The sequence below is a fragment of the Mycobacterium sp. TY814 genome, from assembly GCF_030755175.1.
In the GTDB taxonomy this organism is placed as follows: domain Bacteria; phylum Actinomycetota; class Actinomycetes; order Mycobacteriales; family Mycobacteriaceae; genus Mycobacterium.
The window spans coordinates 1749124-1769201 of record NZ_JAUFRY010000001.1; the positions used below are offsets into that span (position 1 = coordinate 1749124).

Below are 20078 nucleotides of genomic sequence, written 5' to 3' on the forward strand. Positions count from 1 at the left end.
CAATACGGTGACCCAAGGTCAAATTGCCCACATCGGTCCCGCTAAATAGTGCAGAGTGCACAGCCGCCCGTGGCACTGGCTAAGGCGCGGATCAGGGCCCTGTTCCGATATAAATCAGGCCGGACAGTTTCTGGCCGATATTCATCCAGCCGGAGTTGAACGCCTGGGTGATCAGGTCGAGCGTGCTGGTGTTGAACACCCCCGACATGCCGGCGCCGCGGTTGAGCAGCCCGGAGAGCTGCGTGCCGAAGTTGAGGGCTCCCGATGACGATCCGAGCGACGGGTCGGAGATCGCGTTCAGGAACCCGGACAGCCCCGCCCCGGAATTCCAGAAGCCCGAGCCCCCGCCGCCGCCGACGTTGAACAAGCCCGACGACGGCAGCAGGGTCGTATTCCAGAAGCCTGGAGTCCTGCCGAAATCGACGATCGGAATCTCGATCGGACCGACGGTCGACGTGACGTGCAGGTCCAGCGGAATCCGGTCGATGACGGCGGTCGGGAGCCCGAACGCGGGCGTGGCGAAGTTCAGCCCGAAGTTCAGCGGGATGCTGGGAATCCCGCCGCCGGGAATGCCGGAGCCGGGGATGGTCAGGGATATCGGTAGTCCGATGTGGATCGGTTCCAGCGGAATGGTGAACCCGGGGAACGTCGCCGTCCCGGCCAGAATCGTAATCGGGTTCACGGTGAATCCCGGCGACGAGCCGGGGATACCGGCCTGGCTGCCCGAGATCGTGATCGCTCCGGGTACGCGCAGGGCGTAGCTGGCGACCACGACGAAGTCTGAACTGCCCCCGGAGATGGACGTGCTCGGGGCAGTGCTGTAGTTCACCACGAAGCCGGGGACGCTGACACTGAATTGGCCGACGCTGATCGGGCCGATATCCAGGGTGGGGTTGATGCCGAGGTGGATCGAGGGGATCGGGATGGACGGGATGCTGACCGGGCCGATGCCACCATTTGTGTTGATGTACAACGGGATTGACGGAATCTGGATCGGTGGCAGCACCGTGATCGGCCCGACGCCGCCGATCAGGTCGCCACCGACCGCCGGGAACTGCGGCACGGTGTAACCGAGTGCGACGCCGGCCAGGCCCTGATAGTTGCCACGCCAGAGGATGCCGTTGCTGAAGTTGCCGGACATGAACGCGCCGGTGTCGATGCTGCCGGTGTTGACGAAGCCGGTGCTGGCATGTCCGGTGTTGAACCAGCCACTGTTGATGTCGCCCGGGTTGAAGTCGCCGGTGTTGACGTTGCCGGCGTTAAAGCTGCCCGAGTTGTAGTGCCCGGCATTGCCCAGACCGGTGTTGAAATTCCCGGCATTGAACAGCCCCGTGGACGCCGTGCCGGCATTGCCGATGCCGGTGTTGTAGTTGCCCGAGTTGAACAGACCGAAGTTGCCGGTGCCGGTGTTGAAGAACCCGACATTGCCGGTCCCGGAGTTGAACAAGCCCAGATTGCCCGACCCCGAATTCAGCGCTCCGATTCCGGTCAGGTTGTCGCCGCTCAGCCCGATACCCACGTTGTTGTTACCGGTGTTGGCCAACCCGATATTGCCCAGGCCCACATTGGCCAGCCCGACGTTGTTGTTGCCGGCATTGCCCAGCCCGACGTTGCCCAACCCGGCCAGACCGGCCGACAACCCGCCGTTGCCGAACCCGACGTTGCCGTGCCCGACATTGGCGAACCCGACATTGAGGTCGCCGATGTTGCCCAGGCCCAGGTTCTGCGACCCGAGGTTGCCCAACCCCAGGTTGAGGTCCCCGATATTGCCCAGGCCCAGGTTGAAGTTGCCGACGTCGGCCAGACCGATGTTGGCGATCAGCGTCCGGCTCACCCCGTCCCCGGCCGTCAACAACCCCGCCACGTGATGACCCACGTTGTTCAAACCCGACACCAACGCCGGCGCCCCCAGGGCTGCGGTGTTGTAGAACCCCGACACCCCAGAACCGAAGTTGAGCAGGCCGGAATTCAGCGTGCCGACGTTGAAGTAACCCGAACCGGTGCCCAGCAATGCGTTGTGCGCCTGGTTCCACCAACCGGACATGCCGGCACCGAAGTTGCCCCAGCCCGAACCCCCACCGGCCCCGCTGTTGAAGAAGCCGGACGACGGGACGGTCGTCATGTTGCCGATGCCCGGTGTGGCCGGGATGTTGACGAACGGGATGTTGCTGGAGATCACGTACACGGTGCCGTCGACGTTGCCCAGGATCTGCGGGAAGGTGATCGCCGGGATGTCGACGCCCAGGCTGCCCGCGCTGACGCCGAGGTTGACCAGGTTGGCCGCCGGGAACGTCACGCCGCCGGGGAAGACGGTGATCGGGTCGACGAAGCCGGGTACGTGGAAACCCGCGGGAATCCGGCCGATGTTGAGTTCGGGGGTGTTGAAGCCTTGGGTGACGATGTTGATGAAGGTGTTGGCCTCGCCCGCCAGGCCACCATTGGCCGTGATGTTGTTGACCGCGAACGGAGTGGGGGGATCAAGGATCGACGACGGGAAATAATTCGCGCCGAACGAATAGTAAGTGGGGCCAAGGTAGATGCCGGACCTGTCACCCTCCGTCCAGATGAGGAACGGACTGATAGCTGTGTTCGGTCCCCGCACCGGGTCGGTGTGCATGACGACTTTGATGGAGTCGATGCCGGGGATGTGAACGGACGGGACATGGATCGGACCGAACCCGATGCTTCCGATGATGTCGGGGTTGAGCGCGGGGATGTCGATCTGCGGAATGGTGAACGAGCCCATCGCGACGTTCCCGCCCAGTTGCAGGTGGGTGGCCGGGATCGGGATGGGCGGAATGACCACGGGGCCGAACTCGCCGCTGCCGTGAATGTCCAGCAACGGAATGTGCGGCAGCGGATATTCGTAGTGCAGGCCGAACAGACCCTGGTATTCCCCGCGCCAGAACAGGCCGTTGCTGTAGTTGCCCGACATGAATGCGCCGGTGCCGACGTTGCCGGTGTTGACGAAGCCGGTGTTGGCGTCGCCGGTGTTGAACCAGCCGGTGTTGATGTTGCCCGGGTTGAAGTCGCCGCTGTTGGTACTGCCGGCGTTGAAGCTGCCGGTGTTGTAATGACCGGGGTTGGCCAGGCCGGTATTGAAATTGCCCGCATTAAAGAACCCAGTAGAGGCCGTTCCGCTATTGCCGATACCGGTGTTGTAGGTGCCGGAATTGAACAACCCGAAGTTGCCGGTGCCGGTATTGAAGAACCCGACGTTCCCGGTCCCCGAGTTGAACAGGCCGATATTGCCGCTTCCGGAATTCAGCGCGCCGATGCCGGTCAGGTTGTCCCCGACCAGGCCGATGCCGATGTTGTTGTTGCCGCTGTTGGCGAACCCGATATTGCCCAGTCCGACGTTGGCCAGGCCGACGTTGCCACCGCCGGCGTTGGCGAAGCCGACGTTGCCGATGCCCGGCAGTCCCACCGTCAGGCCCGCGTTGCCGAACCCGACGTTGCTGCTTCCGACATTGCCCAGTCCCAGATTGCCGTCACCGACGTTGCCGAAGCCCAGGTTCTGCAGGCCGATGTTGGCAGCGCCCAGGTTCCAGCTGCCGATGTTGCCCAGTCCGACGTTGAGGTTGCCCACGTCGGCCAGCCCGACGTTGACGATGGGGCTCTGGTTGCCCGTCGTCCCCGCGGTGAAAAGCCCGGCCAGGTGCTGGCCGACATTACCGATTCCCGAGAGCTCCGCGGGTGTTCCCAGCGGCAGCGTGCTGGTGTTGAACAGGCCGGACACCCCTGAGCCGAAGTTCATCAGTCCCGAGTGCAGCGAGCCGGCGTTGAGCACGCCGGATGCGGACCCGGCGAAGGCGCTCGTCGCCTGGTTCCACCAGCCCGACACGCCCGCACCGAAGTTGCCGAAGCCGGACACCCCACCTGCGCCGCTGTTGAAGAAACCGGACGACGGTGTCGGCGAGGTGTTGCCGAAGCCCGCGGTCCGCGGGATGTCGATCAGCGTGACGCTGCTCTGCGGCATGGTGACGTTCAGCGCCGCGTGCAGGGGCAGCGAATCGATCGTGAGACCGTTCGGGAAAATGGTGATCGGGTCGAGAATTCCGGTGGCGTCGATAGTGAACGGAATGGCGTTCTGCGGAATGTTGAGTCCGCCGGGGAACAGGGTGAAGGCCGGCAGCCCGCCGCTGATGTCGATATTCAGCGGAATGGCGTCGGTCATGATCGTCGGGATATTGATGACCGGAATGGTGATCGAGTTGTAGCCGGACGTGGCGAAGCCGGTGCCGGTGTAGAAGGTGATGCCTGTGACCGGTTCCCGTGCCCAGCCGGCGTTGCCGTCGAATCCGAGGCCGTTGGGTTGCCCGATGGTCCATACGGCATCACTGATCAGCGGAACCCGCACCTTGACGATCGGCAGGGTGAATTCCGAGGCGAGGCCGGGCGGGTTGTTGAACGGCGTGGTGTAGGTCTGTCCGCCGAGCGTCATGCCCTGCAGGAAGACGATCGGCGGGATCTCCAAAGTCTGGTGAATATCGAGCTCGAACGCCGGAATATCGACCTGTGGGATGACGTAGGGCCCGACATTGATGATCTGGTGGACGTCGAACAGCGACATTCCCGGAATGTGAATGGGGTCGCTGAGTTTGATGGGCCCGAAGTCGAAGGTCTGGTCGAAGTCGAAAATGGTGCTCGCCGGGATTTGCAGGTCGTAGCGGAAGCCGAAGGTGCCGTGCCAGTCACCGGTCCACAGGGCGCCGTTGTTGAAGTTGCCGGAGTTGAACGCGCCGGTGTTGACGTTGCCGGTGTTGAACAGCCCGGTGTTGGTGTTGCCGACGTTGAACCAGCCGGTGTTGACGTTGCCCGGGTTGAAGTCGCCGGTGTTGGCGTCGCCGACGTTGAAGCTGCCGGTGTTGTAGTGCCCGGTGTTGGCCACGCCGGTGTCGAAATTGCCGGCATTGAAAAGACCAGTAGAGACCGATCCGCTGTTGCCGATGCCGGTGTTGTAGCTGCCCGAGTTGAACAATCCGAAGTTGCCGGTGCCGGTGTTGAAGAAGCCGACGTTGCCGGTCCCCGAGTTGAACAGGCCGATATTGCCGCTTCCGGAATTCAGCGCGCCGATGCCGGTGAGATTGTCGCCGGACAGGCCGATGCCGATGTTGTTGTTGCCGGTGTTGGCGAAGCCGATATTGCCCAGGCCGGCGTTGGCGAAGCCGGTGTTGGCGTTGCCGGCGTTGCCGAAGCCGACGTTGCCCAGACCGGCCAGTCCCGCGGTCAGGCCTGAGTTGCCGAATCCGAAGTTGCCGTCACCGATGTTGCCGAACCCGACGTTGCCGTCGCCGAGGTTGCCGAAGCCGAAGTTCTGGGCGCCGAAGTTGCCGAAGCCGAAGTTGGCGTTGCCGGAGTTGCCCGCCCCGAAATTGAGGTCGCCGAGGTTGCCGAAGCCGGCATTGACACCGCCGACGTTGCCGAGGTTGAGCGCGTTGCGAATGTCGAGGTTTTCCAGTTCGGCGATGACGTTGTCGAAGAATTCGGAGATGACGCTGGGGCCGGAGGGATAGGTGATCATCGCGTACAGGCCCTTGTAGGAGATCCCGGACAGATGGTCGCCGAGGTTGCTGAAACCCGAGATGAACGCGGGGGTGTTGAAGTCCACACCGGTGACGTTGAACAGGCCCGAGATGGCGGTGCCGGAGTTGAGTAATCCCGAGGACAGGCCGCCGGTGTTGCCCAGGCCGGAGAGGGTCCCCAGCATCGATTCTTTGGCGGCCTGGTTGAGCAGACCCGAGATGGCCGAACCCGCGTTGAAAAAGCCCGATCCGCCGCCGGCACCGGAGTTGAAGAATCCCGAGGAGGGCGCAGTGCTCGAGTTTCCGAAGCCCGGGACCGGCTTGAGGTCGATGATCGAGATGTGGAACGGACCCGCCGTCAGCGGAATGTCGTAGTTCAGCGGGATCGCCGGGATGGTCATGCCGGTCAGGGAGATGGCCGGGGTGTCCAGCGAGTATTTGAGCGGCAGGATGTCGCTCATCGACATCCCCTTGATCGTCTGCGCCGGGATATCGATCGGCGGGATGTCGATCGGGATCGCCTGGCTGATTGAAATCGCCTGCAAGGCAATGGGATCCATGGCCTGCTGGATCGGCACTGACAGGCCGCCGAGGGTCACGAAATCGAGGATCAGCGGGGCGACCAGTTCGAAGCCGATGGACGGCGGCAGGTTGAAGGGCGGATCTTGCAGCGCTTGGGGAACCGCCAGGTTGATGTTGAAGGGATTGAGGACGATGTTCGAGGCGGTGAGCGGGCCGGCGGTGACGTTTCCGGTGACGTTCAACGCGGAGAGCAAGGTGGTGGCCGGCGCCTCGAAGTTGACGTTGGCCCCACCGCCGAAGCCGATGTGAATGGCCGGAATCGGAATGTCCGGCAACGTGAAGCCGTAGTTGGCTGCTCCGCTGAGGTCGATGTGCAGCGGCGGCAGGATATCGATGTCCGGGATGACGATAGGGCCGACGCCGCCGGTAGTGACGATGTGGATCGGGAACTCGGGGATCGTGATGCCGTAGTAGAAGCTGGCTTGGCCGGCGTTGTTGCCCCGCCAGAACAGGCCGTTGTTGCCGTAGCCGCTGATGAAGGCGCCGGTGTTGAGGGTGCCGGAGTTCAGCAGGCCGGTGTTGGAGTGGCCGGTGTTGAACCAGCCGGTGTTGATGTCGCCCGGGTTGAAATCGCCGGTATTGGTGTCGCCGGCGTTGAAGCTGCCGGAGTTGTAGTGCCCGGTGTTGGCCAGTCCGGTGTTGAAGTTGCCGGCATTAAAGAGACCGGTGGAAGCCGTCCCTGAGTTGCCGATGCCGGTGTTGTAATTGCCGGAGTTGAACAGGCCGAAGTTGCCGGTGCCGGTGTTGAAGAACCCGACGTTGTTGGTGCCGGAGTTGAACAACCCAATGTTGCCCTGCCCGGAATTGAGCCCACCGATGCCGGTGAGGTTGTCCCCCACCAGTCCGATGCCGATGTTGTTGTTGCCGGTGTTGGCGAATCCGATGTTGCCCAGACCCAGGTTGGCCAGCCCGATGTTGCCGCCGCCGGCGTTGCCGAAGCCGACGTTGCCGATACCGGGCAGACCCACCGACAGACCGGAGTTGCCGAACCCGTAATTGGACGTGCCGACGTTGGCGAATCCGACGTTGCTGGTGCCGATGTTGCCCAGGCCCAGGTTCTGCACCCCGATGTTGGCCGCACCCAGGTTGACGTCGCCGACGTTGCCGAAACCGAGGTTGCCGACGCCCAGGTCGGCCCACCCGATATTGGCGATGCTGCTGCCGGCATTGAGGGTGGTGCCGGCCAGGAAAAGTCCGGATAGGTGGTGACCGATGTTGCCCAGACCCGAGACCAGGGCGGGCGACCCCAGCGCGGCGGTGTTCAAGAAACCCGACACTCCGGCGCCGGAGTTCAGCAGGCCGGATCCGAGCCCACCGAAGTTGGCGAGGCCTGACGTCGTGCCCGTCAGCGCGCTCGAAGCCTGGTTCCACAGGCCCGACATACCGACGCCCGAGTTGCCCCACCCGGACCCCCCGCCCGGGCCGGTGTTGAAGAAGCCCGAGGAGGGGGTGGTGGTCGAGTTGCCGAACCCGGGCGTCGCCGGCAGGTTGATCAGCTGAATGGGGATCTCCCCGACGTAGGCGACGCCGTCGACAGTGGCCGGGATGCTGAGCGTGAAGCCGTTGGGCAACAGGGTGAAGGCGTCGATGCCACCGACGAGGTTTGCCACCCCGGCGGAGGCCTTCGGGATGGTCAGGCCGTTCGGGAAGAACGTGAAGGCGTCGTTGCCGCCGGATACGTTGACCGTGGCCACCGTCTGGCCCGGAATGGAGAAACCGTTCGGGAGCAGGGTCAGCGCGTCGCTGGCAAAGGTGATCCGCAGCGGGATGTCGCTGCCCGGGGTGGGGCCGCTGATCCGCACCCCGCCCAGCGACAGGTTCGACAGGAAGAACCCGTTCGGGTTGCCGTACTTGTCGATCGCGACGAAGGGATTGTTGAAGAAGAACGAGCCGATGCGTGCCGAAACGGCGCCACCGAGCTGGTCGAGAAGCCGGATCGGAGCGATCGAATTGGCTGCCAGGTCAACCGAACCCACCGCGTCGATGGGGATCGCCGGGACGGTGATGGGCGCGACGTTGATCGGGCCCAGGCCGACCGCCGCGTTGGTGACGGCGAAGTGGACCGCCGGGACCGGGATGGGCGCGACGTGGATGGGGCCGACCAGACCGGCGACGTGCAGCGTGACGGGGAACCGGGAGATGGTGGGGGCGAAGTAGGCGCCGATCAGGCCTTCGTAGTTGCCGCGCCACAGGATGCCGTTGCTGTAGTTGCCGGACATGAATGCGCCGGTGTCGGTGGTGCCGCTGTTGGCGATGCCGGTGCTGGCATGTCCGGTGTTGAACCAGCCACTGTTGATGTTGCCCGGGTTGAAATCACCGGTGTTGACGTTGCCGGCGTTGAAACTGCCCGAGTTGTAGTGCCCGGCATTGCCCAAGCCGGTATTGAAGTTGCCGGCATTGAAGAGACCGGTAGAGGCCGATCCGCTATTGCCGATGCCGGTGTTGTAACTGCCGGAGTTGAACAGCCCGAAGTTGCCGGTCCCGGTGTTGAAGAACCCGACATTGCCCGTCCCGGAGTTGAACAAGCCTAGATTGCCCGACCCCGAATTCAGCGCCCCGATCCCGGTCAGGTTGTCCCCCGAGAGACCGATCCCCAGATTGTTGCTACCGGTATTGGCCAACCCGACATTGCCCAACCCCGCATTGGCCAACCCGATGTTGTTGCTGCCCGCATTGCCCAATCCGACATTGCCCAGCCCGGCCAGACCCGCCGACAATCCCGAGTTGCCCAGCCCGACATTGCCGTTGCCGATATTGGCGAACCCGACGTTGAGGTCACCGATATTGCCCAGGCCTAGGTTCTGCGACCCGAGGTTGCCCAACCCCAGGTTGAGGTCCCCGATATTGCCCAGGCCGAGATTGAAGTTGCCGACGTCGGCCAGACCGATGTTGGCGATCAGCGTCCGGCTCACCCCGTCCCCGGCCGTCAATAAGCCCGCCACGTGATGACCGACGTTGCCCAGACCCGACACCACCGCCGGCGCCCCCACCGCCGCGGTGTTGTACAAGCCCGACACCCCCGAACCGACGTTCAGCACGCCCGAACCCAGCGATGCGGCGTTGAGGTAGCCCGAACTCGTGCCGACCAGGGCACCGGCCGCCTGGTTCCACCAGCCTGAGACACCGGACCCGAAGTTGCCGAAACCCGACACCCCGCCCGCGCCGCTGTTGAAGAAGCCCGACGACGGCGCGGTGGTCGTGTTCCCGAAACCCGGGGACGCGGGAATGTTGATGCCCTGAATCGGGATCGGGCCGATCCGGATGCCGGCACCGACGTCCAGCGGAATGCGGTCGATGGTGATGGCCGGGGTGGTGAACCCGTCAATCTGGCCATCGATGTCGATGGTGAACGGAATCGGTTGTCCCGGGATGCTGAATCCGGGGATGGTGAATCCCGGGGTTCCCAGCGACAGATTGGTGAGCAGCGACAGCGGGTTGTCGGGAATGCTGATCGCATTCGGGAAAAGCTTGACCTCCGGGGTATTCCAGTTGACGTTGAAATTCAACACGGGAATTCGGGTGTCAATGTGGATCGGCCCGGTAACGGTGCCGTCGGAGGCGGTGGTCGCCGGTATCGTGACGATTCCCAGAGCGTTGAAGGGACCGGCCGAGAAAACGATAGACGGAAATTGCTGTTGCGCGACGAGCGTGATCGACGAAACCGTGAGCGGTCCGATGTTGATCGGTATGCCGGTGCCCACCGAGAATGCCGGAATGGTGATGTCGGGAACGGCCAGGGGCGGGATGTTGAAGGTGTAGTGGATGTTCAGCGGTATGGCCGGGATGATCGGAATCGGCAACAGCGTGATCGGGCCGATGCCGCCGTTGATGCCGATCCCGATGGGAATGGCCGGAATCGACGATCCGGCGCCGAAGCCGAACAGACCCTGGAAATCACCGCGCCACAGCATGCCGTTGCTGTAGTTGCCCGAGATGAGGGCGCCGGTGTTCACGTTGCCGGAGTTGGCGATTCCCGTGTTGGTGTTGCCGGTGTTGAACCAGCCGGTGTTGACGCTGCCCGGGTTGAAGTCACCGGTGTTGGCGTTGCCGATGTTGAAGCTGCCGGTGTTGTAGTGGCCGACATTCGCCAGCCCTGAGCTGAAGTTGCCGGTGTTGAAGAACCCGGTGGAGCCCATCCCGGCGTTGCCCACACCGGTGCTGTAGCTGCCGGAGTTGAACAACCCGAAGTTGCCGGTCCCGCTGTTGAAGAACCCGACGTTGTCGGTGCCCGAGTTGAACAGGCCGATGTTGCCCTGCCCGGAGTTGAGCCCCCCGATGCCGGTCAGGTTGTCACCGGTCAGACCGATGCCGATGTTGTTGTTGCCGGTATTGCCGAAGCCGATATTGCCCAGGCCGATGTTCGCAAGGCCGACGTTGCCGCCCCCGGCATTGCCGAATCCGACATTACCCAGACCGGCGGTACCGAGTGTCAAGCCGGAATTGCCGAGGCCCCAATTGGCGGTTCCGACATTGCCCAACCCGAAATTGCCGTCACCGACGTTCGCGAAGCCCAGATTGCGCACACCGGCATTAGCGGCGCCGAGGTTGAACGCACCGACGTTGCCCAGGCCGACGTTGTAGTTGCCGACATGAGCCCATCCCGCGTTGAGGCTGAGCACCTTCGAGGGGTCGGTCAGGACGGCGTTGACGAATGCGTTGGCGCCGCCGACGAGGTCGGCGAACGCGGGCAACCCGGACGCCACCGCGGCCGCGCCGGCGTGATAGCCCGCCATCGTGGCCACATCCTGGGCCCACATCAGTTCGTAGGCTGCCTCGGCGGCCGCAATGGCCGGCGTGTTCTGGCCGAAGATGTTCGTCATGGCCAGCGACGTGCGCTGCAGCCGGTTGGCGACGATCGTCAGCGGATCCACGAGCGCCGTCAGCGCCGCCTCGTACACCCCCGCGGCCGCCCGGGCCTGCCCGGCCATCACGGACGCCTGTGCCGCCACCTCGGTCAACCACCCGGCATACGGTGCGGCCGCGGCCGCCATCGCCGCCGACGCCGGACCCTGCCATGAGGCGTTGGCCAAACCGGAGGTCACCGACCCGAACGATTGCGCCGCGGCTCCCAGCTCAGCTGCCAACCCGTCCCAGGCGTTGGCCGCCGTCAGTAACGGCTCCGAACCGGCGCCTGCCCGCATCAATAAAGAATTAATTTCGGGAGGCAAGAGCTGAAAGTTCAACCGCACCACCTTCCGTCGATATGGGTGCAGATCATGGTCTCATCACTCGTCATTAGGCGTAGCGCCTTTGACCAAGCGGCTCGATTTCCGCAGCACCGGCTCGTGGGCGTAGATATTCGCAGCCGAAAGGCCGATGACTCCAGTGCGAAATAACCAATTGAATTCAATATTGTTGTGCAGAGTGCACAATCACCCGGGGTAAACCCCGGACCGGCCCCGTGGCCCACCGGCGCGCTGCGCGGCTTGCCGCGGGATATGCACTGCTTATCTAGGGGCTAAAGTTGGTTCGATGCCTCCACCCGCGCCGCCAGCGCTGACCGTTCGGTACGACGGGTCGGAGCGCACGTTCGCGGCGGGCCACGACGTGGTCGTCGGTCGCGACCTGCGCGCCGACATGCGCATAACCCATCCGTTGATCTCGCGCGCCCACCTACTGCTGCGCTTTGACCAGGGCCGCTGGCTGGCCATCGACAACAACTCGCTCAACGGCACCTACGCCAACGGCCGCCGGGTGCCGGTGGTCGACATCAACGACGGCCAGACGGTCAACATCGGCAACCCGGACGGGCCGCTGCTCATCTTCGAAGTCGGGCGCCACCGGGGCCCGGCCGGGCGCCCACCGCAAACCGAATCGCTGCCGGTCCTGCAGCCGTCGGGGCCCGCCGGGCCGTCGGGTGCCATGCCACCCGGGCCACCGGGACCCCCGCCGCCTCCAACCGGACGCCAGGCCACCTGGGTGGGACCGTTGCCGGGACGACAGAATGCCGGCGGTCCCCCACCGCCGCCACCGGGCCAGCCGGTCTACCCGAGCAGCGGGGCCGGATGGGCCCCGCCCGGTTACCCGTCGAGCGGACCGCCACCGCACGCCGCGTCCTCATCGCATATCCCGCACCCGCCGCCGCCGACGCCCAGGCAGCCGCTGCGCGCTCCCGGCCCACCCGCCGGCGCGAAGCCGCCCGAGCAGAGCAACATCGCCACCAAGATGTTCCAGGCCCTGCTGGGCACGGGCACCCACGAGAAGCCGGCCGGTTCGGTCACCATCGGCCGCTCCACCGACAATGACATCGTCATCCAGGACGTGCTCGCGTCCCGGCACCATGCGTTCCTCACCCTCACTCCGCTGGGCGCGGAGATCAGGGACAACAGCAGCGTCAACGGCACCTTCGTCAACGGTGTGCGGGTCGGGTCGGCCATCCTCACCGAGGGCGACCTGGTCACCATCGGCAACGTCGACCTGACGTTCACCGGCGGCACGCTGGTCCGCCGTACCGCGGTGGCCTCGCGCACCGGCGGCCTGGAAGTGAACTCGGTGACGTTCACCGTCGAGGGCGGCAAGCAACTGCTCGACCACATCTCCCTGACCGCCCGGCCGGGCACGCTGACGGCGATCATCGGCGGGTCCGGCGCCGGCAAGTCCACGCTGTCGCGCCTGATCGCCGGCTACACCAGCCCCAGCACCGGCAACGTGACCTTCGAGGGCCACGACATCCACGCGGAATACGCCTCGCTGCGCAGCCGGGTCGGCATGGTCCCCCAGGACGACGTGGTGCACCGGCAGCTGACGGTCAGCCAGGCCCTCGGGTACGCCGCCGAGTTGCGACTGCCACCGGACACCAGCAAGGCCGACCGCGCTCAGGTGGTCGCCCAGGTCCTCGAGGAACTCGAGCTGACCAAGCACGCCGAGACCAGGGTGGACAAGCTGTCCGGTGGCCAGCGCAAGCGGGCGTCGGTGGCCCTCGAACTGCTCACCGGACCGTCGCTGCTGATCCTGGACGAGCCGACCTCCGGGTTGGACCCGGCGCTGGACCGGCAGGTGATGATGATGCTGCGCCAGCTGGCCGACGCCGGCCGCGTGGTGCTGGTGGTCACCCACTCGGTGTCTTACCTGGATGTGTGCGACCAGATCCTGCTGCTGGCGCCCGGCGGGAAGACCGCGTTTCTGGGCACGCCGAACCAGATCGGCGAGGCGATGGGCACCACCAACTGGGCCGACATCTTCACCAAGGTGGGCGCCGACCCGGACGAGGCGAACCGCCGCTTCCGGGAAGGAAACCGGGAGCCGGAGCGTCCGTCGCAAACCAGTCCGGCGGCCGACCTCGGCGAGCCGGTGCACAACAACGGGTTCCGGCAGTTCTCCACCATCGCGCGCCGCCAGGTCCGGCTGGTGGTCTCCGACCGCGGGTACACGGTCTTCCTGGCGTTGCTGCCGTTCCTGATCGGCGTACTGACGCTGACCGTCCGCGGCAAAACCGGGTTCGGCATGGCCGATCCGCTCAGCAGTGCGCCCAACCAGCCCGGGCAGATCCTGGTGATGCTCAACGTGGGAGCGGTGTTCATGGGCACCGCGCTGACCATCCGCGACCTGGTCGGCGAGCGGCCGATCTTCAAGCGGGAGCAGGCGGTCGGGTTGTCCACCGGCGCATACCTGGCCGCCAAGATCGTGGTGTTCTGCGCGTTCGCGATCATGCAGGCCTTCATCGCGACCACCATCGCGGTGATCGGTTGGGGCAAACCGCTCTCGGATGCGGTGCTGCTGGGCGACGTGAGATTCGAGCTGTTCGTCACGGTCGCCGCCACCTGTGTGGCGTCGGCGATCCTGGGCATGGCCCTGTCGGCGATCGCCAAATCCCAGGACCAGATCATGCCGCTGCTGGTCACCGCGATCATGTCGCAGCTGGTGTTCTCCGGCGGCATGATCTGGGTGACCAACCGCACCGGCCTGGACCAGCTGTCCTGGGCCACGCCGGCCCGCTGGGGCTATGCGGCGGCGTCGTCGACCATCGACACCCACCGCCTCACCCCCGGCCCGACCGACCCCAAGGACCAGCACTGGAACCACACCGCGAGCGCCTGGCTGTTCGACATGGCCATGCTCGGCGTGCTGTGCATCATCTACAGCACCATCGTCTGGTGGAAGATCCGGCTGAAGCGCCGTTAACGGCGGCACGCGCCGCTTACTCTGTCCGGATGAATACAACCTCACCGGTGCTGACAGTCCGATCAGACCGTTCGCACCGCGAGTTTGCAGCGGGACCCGACGTGGTGGTCGGCAGCGATCTGCGCGCCGACCTGCGGGTCGCGCATCCCCTGATCTCCCGCGCGCACCTGCTGCTGCGCTTCGACCAGGGTCGCTGGCTGGCGATCGACAACAATTCGCAGAGCGGCATTTTCGTCGACGGCAAGCGGGTGCCGGGTGTGGACATCCGCGACGGCCAGACCATCAACCTGGGCCGGCCGGACGGGCCGCGCATCACCTTCGAGGTCGGCCACTACCACGGCGACGTGGGCGTGCTGCCGCCGACGGAACGGGTGCCGGTGATCAACCCGCACGACGTCGCGCGGACCACCGCCATCCCGACCATCCCGCCCGACGCGGCCCGAGACGCGCGTCAGCCCGGCCCGCAACCGCCGACCCGGGCCGCACAACCCAACGTGCAGCCACCCACCCGGGCGGCCCAGCCGCACTTTCAACCCCCCACTCAGGCGGCCCAGCCCCACCTGCAGCCGCCTACCCGGGCGGCCCAGCCCCACCTGCGGCCCCCCGCGCCCGCGGGCCACGACGACACGGTGTCCCAGGCTCAGACCGGCACCGTGCGGGTTCCGAACGTGGTACCGGCGGCCCCTGCCACCTCCGCCCGCATCGGCCGGGCAGCCGATAACGACATCGTCGTCGCCGATGTCCTGGCCTCGCGGTATCACGCACAGTTGTCGCCCGCGCCGGCCGGAGCCGAGATCCGCGACCTCAACAGCATCAACGGGACCTTCGTCAACGGCCTGCGGGTCGGATCGGCGATCCTGTCCGAGGGCGACGTAGTCACCATCGGCAACGTGGACCTGGCGTTCGTCGACGGCATCCTGGTGCGGCGCACCGAGGCCGCGACGCGCACCGGCGGCCTCGAGGTCCGCGACATCGTGTTCTCGATCAACAACAACCGGCTGCTGGACAACGTGTCGATGACGGCGCGGCCCGGCACGCTGACCGCGATCATCGGCGGGTCGGGCGCGGGAAAGAGCACCCTGTCGCGGCTGATCGCCGGGAACACCACCCCCAGTTCCGGCGCGGTGACCTTCGAGGGCCACGACATCCACCAGCAGTACGCATCGCTGCGCAGCAGGATCGGCATGGTCCCGCAGGACGACGTCGTACACCGGCAGCTGACGGTCAACCAGGCTCTGAGCTATGCCGCCGAGCTGCGCCTGCCGCCCGACACCAGCAAGGACGACCGCGACCAGGTGGTGTCGCAGGTGCTCGACGAACTCGGTCTCACCAAACACGCCGACACCCGCGTCGACAACCTGTCCGGCGGCCAGCGCAAGCGCGCGTCGGTGGCGCTGGAGCTGCTGACCGGGCCGTCCCTACTGATCCTCGACGAACCCACGTCGGGACTGGACCCCGCGCTGGACCTGCAGGTCATGACCATGCTGCGGCAACTCGCCGACGCCGGCCGGGTGGTCCTGGTGGTCACCCACTCCCTGACCTACCTCGACGTGTGCGATCAGGTGCTGCTGATGGCGCCGGGCGGCAAGACGGCGTATCTGGGTCCCCCTGACCAGATCGGCGACGTGATGGGGACGACCAACTGGGCGCACATCTTCGCCAAAGTCGGCGCGGACCCGGACGAGGCGAACCGCCGATTCCTGGCCCAGAAGCAACCGCCCGCGACCGCGGCGGCCCCGGCACCGGCAGACCTCGGCGCCCCGGCCCACACCAGCGTGCGCCGCCAGTTCTCCACCATCACCCGCCGCCAGATCCGGCTGGTGGTCAACGACCGCGCCTACTTCGTCTTCCTGGCCGTCCTGCCGTTCATCCTCGGCGGGCTGGCCCTGACCGTGCCCGGCAACACCGGGTTCGGAATGGCCTCGCCGACCAGCAATACCCCCGACGAAGCGGCTCAGATCCTGACGCTGCTCTCCATCGCCGCCGTCTTCATGGGCACCGCACTGACCATCCGGGACCTGATCGGAGAGCGCCCCATCTTCCAGCGGGAGCAGGCGGTCGGGCTGTCCACCTGGGCTTACCTGGGCGCCAAGCTGACGGTGTTCTTCGTCTTCGCCGTGCTGCAGGCCGCGATCGCCACCGCAATCGTGATCGCGGGCAAAGGTGCCCCTACGCAGAAGGCGCTCGTCCTGGGCAATCCCAGCCTCGAGCTGTTCACCACGGTCGCGGCCACGTGTGTGGCTTCGGCGGTGGTCGGGTTGGTGCTGTCGTCGCTCGCGCGGTCGAACGAGCAGATCATGCCGCTGCTGGTGGTGTCGCTGATGCTGCAACTGGTGCTGGCCGGCGGCATGATCCCGGTGACCGACCGCGTCGGGCTGGACCAGATGTCCTGGGCGATTCCCGCCCGGTGGGGTTACGCCGCGTCGGCCGCGACGGTGAACCTGCGCGAGCTGGTGCCCGGTTCGCTGAGTCCGGAGGACAGCCACTGGACCCACTCCCGCCCGGCGTGGCTCTTCGACATGGGCATGCTGGCCGTCCTCTCGGTGGTGTACAGCCTCGTCGTGTGGTGGAGGATCCGACTCAAGCGCCGCTGACGCCTAGGGTGAAGGAATGACCCGAGCGCAGCAGCCCGTGCTGACCGTTCGGACCGGACCCGTGCACCGCTCCTTCCCCCCCGGGCGTGACGTGATCGTGGGCAGCGACATGGCCGCCGACCTGCGGATCGCCCACCCGGTGGTGGGCCGGGCGCATCTGCTGCTGCGCTTCGAGCAGGGCGGCTGGATCGCCTTCGACAACAACTCACCCAGCGGGATCTTCGTCGACGGCAAACGAGTGCCGCTGGTGGACATCCGCGACGGCCTGACGGTCAGCCTCGCCCGGCCCGACGGACCGCGGGTGAGCTTCGAGGTGGAACAGCACCGCGACGGATCGATACCGGAGACGGACCGGATCCCGGCCGCCGAGCGTCCCTCGCACCGGCCCCCGCCGCCGGCCCGGCCGCCGCGGCTGTTCCGGCGCCTCTGTCCCCCGGCCACCCGCCGGTCGCGTTCCCGCCGGCCGCGGATCCGGATGCACCGACCAACCGGCTGGGCCCGGTGACCACGGTGTCGCAGCTCCCGACTCGGGGCATCAACGTGCTGGGCGCTGCCGACAATCTGGCCGCCCCGGTGGGCCGCACCGCGTGGATCGGACGGGCGGAGGACTGCGACATCGTCGTCTCCGACGTGCTCGCGTCGCGCCGCCACGCCAATCTCGCTCCGACGGCCCTGGGCACCGAGATCCGGGACAACCACAGCATCAACGGCACTTTCGTCAACGGCATCCGGGTGGGCTCGGCCGTGCTGAGCGACGGCGACGTCGTGACCATCGGCAACATTGACCTGACCTTCACCGGCGGCACGCTGGTCCGCCGCACCGCGGGCGCCGCCAGCGCCGGCGGCCTGGAGGTCAACGGACCGTGGGAGATTTGCATCATGCTTCTATGTGCCGGTAACCGCCGCCCTGACCGCCGCGGCAACCTCGGCAGGATCGACGTGAGCCCAGAACCGCAACACCGTCCATCCCGCTGCCGCCAGAGTCGCGTCGGTCGCGCGATCACGCTGGCGGTTCCGCTCCACCTTCTCGTTCCAATAGTCGGCGTTCACCCTCGGCCGTCGATGGTGATCCGGGCAGCCGTGCCAAAAACAACCGTCGATAAACACGGCGACTCGACGGACGACGACTAGCGTAGGGCCAAGGCGCGCGTCCCAGCAGGGTCAGACCCTGGTGGCGGGAGAACTTACTGTTCGGGTGGTTTTCCAAGTCCGTTTAGTGCTGTGGCAATACGGCTGATGCCGGTCGCATTGTCAGTGTCAATGTTCATGCCGTGGGTGTTGTCCGCGTTGTAAAGAGCTTGGGCGGAGGAAACGATTGCGTGTCCTGTTCCGTCCAAGATCGTTATGGTGGAATCCATTTCGCGTTTCAGTAAGTCTGCCAATGCCACCAGCTTGGCCCCTGTCGCGAAGCCAAGGTTCCCGGAAGCGGCAGGTCGCGCTGAATCGAACAAGGGGACAAGCGCGCCGCGCGCCTGTGCCGACTCGGTCTCGATGGTCTTTCCGGCATTCTTGACCTCGCTGGGCTCGATCTGAACACCATCGCTCATCGTGTCGCGCCCTCGTCTGACTTCTCAACTATCCGTGACATGGCATGCCACTTCCGTCGATACCTTGACCCGGCGGTCCTGGTGCCTCTGTATGGAGATACCCCATTAGCAGTATCCACAGAGTCACCAGGAATGACACGGCTAACAGCGCTAGCGCGCCAAGCTTTGCCCACCATCGGTGGTGGCTGGTCAACATGACAACGAGTCCGATGCTCAGGCTGAGCACCGCTGCGCCTGCTAATGAGACAGTGATCCAACCAAGCATCCGGGTGTCCGGCAGGGGCGGGGGCTGATGACAATGGTGGCTAACCACATCGCCTATCCATGCGTCATCGCGACGTGATGCGATGAACAGTGACAGAAGAGCACTGCTGAGCAGGATCGCTGTACCGACAAACCACCACCACGGTTTTCCTCTCCACGGCACGTGGTCAGTAACATTGCGAGTCACCATGTCTCCTTCGGGCGGACGATGATCACGTTCTGGCCGCCCTCTTCCTGCAAACCCATCGGCCACCTGTCTTGGAGGCTGTAGTTGACCGCACCCGGCGTGTGCTGGGTGTACAGGACTTCACCGTCGGGGAGAACAGCGGACACAATTGCCGCGTGATGACTGGTTTCGCCCCCATGCGTGGCGGAGTTATCCCAGTTGAAGTAGATGACATCACCGGGACGAGCGCCCGAAGGCGGGAGTTGTAACCCGCCGTTGTTTAAGAAAAAGTCTCGTTGCGCATCAGCGTTGTACCACGATTTGGTGAACCGTAATCCATCTAGGTCTTTGCCCTTAAAGCCAGGGATGTCAGGTATCAAATTGGTCCAGTCCAGCTTACTCCACTGGCCTTGTTTTTCACTCAATCCGCCGGCTCGCAGCGATTCGGACACGAATAACGCACAGTTATTGTCGAACCGGTTTAGCCCCTCATTATTGGCGTTGGCACGAGCCCATCTGAGGGCTTCAATCGAGTTGTACCCGTTGCCGCTGTTGGTCAATTGAGCCTTCACCTCAGCCGGTACACCGGGTAGATCGTGCAGCTCGACGGGCGCGGCAAGCATAAGTTGATGCTGTTGTTGTGGGGTGAGCGCAGCCCACCACTTCCCGACCTCTTCAGGGCTCAGGCCGTCTGGAAGCTGATCGCGCATCTCCTCCACCGCGTTGCGAACCGCGGAGCTTTGTGCGCTCTGGGTTTGCTGAACTGTGGTGGTGTCGGGGTCGAGACTCACCATGCTTAGCGCCTCGGCGCAAAGCTGGTGGCCTGGGTGGCAGCCTCAACGGCGTCGGCGATTCTTTCGTGGAACTTGAGCGCAGCCAGCAGATCGGCGATCGGGTCCACGCTGGCTTTAGGCAGCCCAATTCTGCCGTCGTTGCTCACTGAAAACCCCTTAGCTGTTGCCTCGGATACGGCCGCTTTCAATTCCTGCTGAGCAATCTCCACCGCATCTTGCAAGGTGTCCAGCGGGGTGGTCGCCCCCCGAGCCAGGATGCCAATGTTCGTCATTCGATCGGCTATCTTGACCAGCATATTGCGGGCCAAAGTACCGGTACGATCTGGCCAGTGTTCCTCAAGCGGTTTGGTCCCGTTGGCGTGAATATTGCCTGCGGTGCGCTCACATTGTTTGGCCACCTCCAATATGTCGTCGGCCGCGGCCTGCCACAGCGCGGGCTGGGCATCGCGCAATTGCGCGAAGGTCACCACCAGGTCCTCCTGAAT

The 20078-nt window shown here is 65.2% G+C and carries 8 protein-coding genes; 4 read left to right on the top strand and 4 right to left on the bottom strand.

Features of this window, described 5'->3' with window-relative positions:
* Positions 1–91 precede the first annotated feature (91 nt).
* Positions 92–11290: a PPE family protein gene (locus QXH22_RS07605; protein ID WP_306275272.1), complete on the bottom strand. Its 11199-nt coding sequence runs from the start codon at positions 11288–11290 to the stop codon at positions 92–94.
* A gap of 289 nt (positions 11291–11579) precedes the next feature.
* Here QXH22_RS07605 and QXH22_RS07610 point away from each other — a divergent pair, with 289 nt between their 5' ends.
* Genes QXH22_RS07610 through QXH22_RS07625 form a run of 4 tightly spaced genes read left to right on the top strand, consistent with a single transcriptional unit; the run spans position 11580 to position 17953 of the window.
* A complete protein-coding gene (locus QXH22_RS07610; RefSeq protein ID WP_306275273.1) occupies positions 11580–14228 on the top strand; it encodes an FHA domain-containing protein in 2649 nt (882 codons plus the stop codon).
* Between the two features lie 29 nt (positions 14229–14257).
* Positions 14258–16822, top strand: coding sequence for an ATP-binding cassette domain-containing protein (locus tag QXH22_RS07615; protein ID WP_306275274.1), 2565 nt, complete (start codon positions 14258–14260; stop codon positions 16820–16822).
* A gap of 16 nt (positions 16823–16838) precedes the next feature.
* A complete protein-coding gene (locus QXH22_RS07620) occupies positions 16839–17327 on the top strand; it encodes an FHA domain-containing protein (protein WP_306275275.1) in 489 nt (162 codons plus the stop codon).
* Entirely contained in the window at positions 17324–17953 is a 630-nt protein-coding gene (locus QXH22_RS07625) for an FHA domain-containing protein (RefSeq protein ID WP_306275276.1), read from the top strand. Before QXH22_RS07620 ends, QXH22_RS07625 begins: the two co-directional genes overlap by 4 nt.
* Before the next feature lie 53 nt (positions 17954–18006).
* Here the strand turns inward: QXH22_RS07625 and QXH22_RS07630 are convergent, their stop codons facing one another.
* The 3 genes from QXH22_RS07630 to QXH22_RS07640 all read right to left on the bottom strand — a co-directional run bounded on the left by QXH22_RS07630 (position 18007) and on the right by QXH22_RS07640 (position 20063).
* Positions 18007–18369 carry a hypothetical protein gene (locus QXH22_RS07630; RefSeq protein ID WP_306242100.1) on the bottom strand — a complete coding sequence of 121 codons (363 nt, stop codon included), beginning with the start codon at positions 18367–18369 and terminating at the stop codon, positions 18007–18009.
* A 447-nt stretch (positions 18370–18816) separates the two neighbouring features.
* Positions 18817–19593: an amidase domain-containing protein gene (locus tag QXH22_RS07635; protein ID WP_306275277.1), complete on the bottom strand. Its 777-nt coding sequence runs from the start codon at positions 19591–19593 to the stop codon at positions 18817–18819.
* Between the two features lie 2 nt (positions 19594–19595).
* On the bottom strand, positions 19596–20063 hold the full coding sequence (locus QXH22_RS07640) for a hypothetical protein (RefSeq protein ID WP_306275278.1): 468 nt from the start codon (positions 20061–20063) through the stop codon (positions 19596–19598).
* Between the last annotated feature and the right edge of the window lie 15 nt (positions 20064–20078).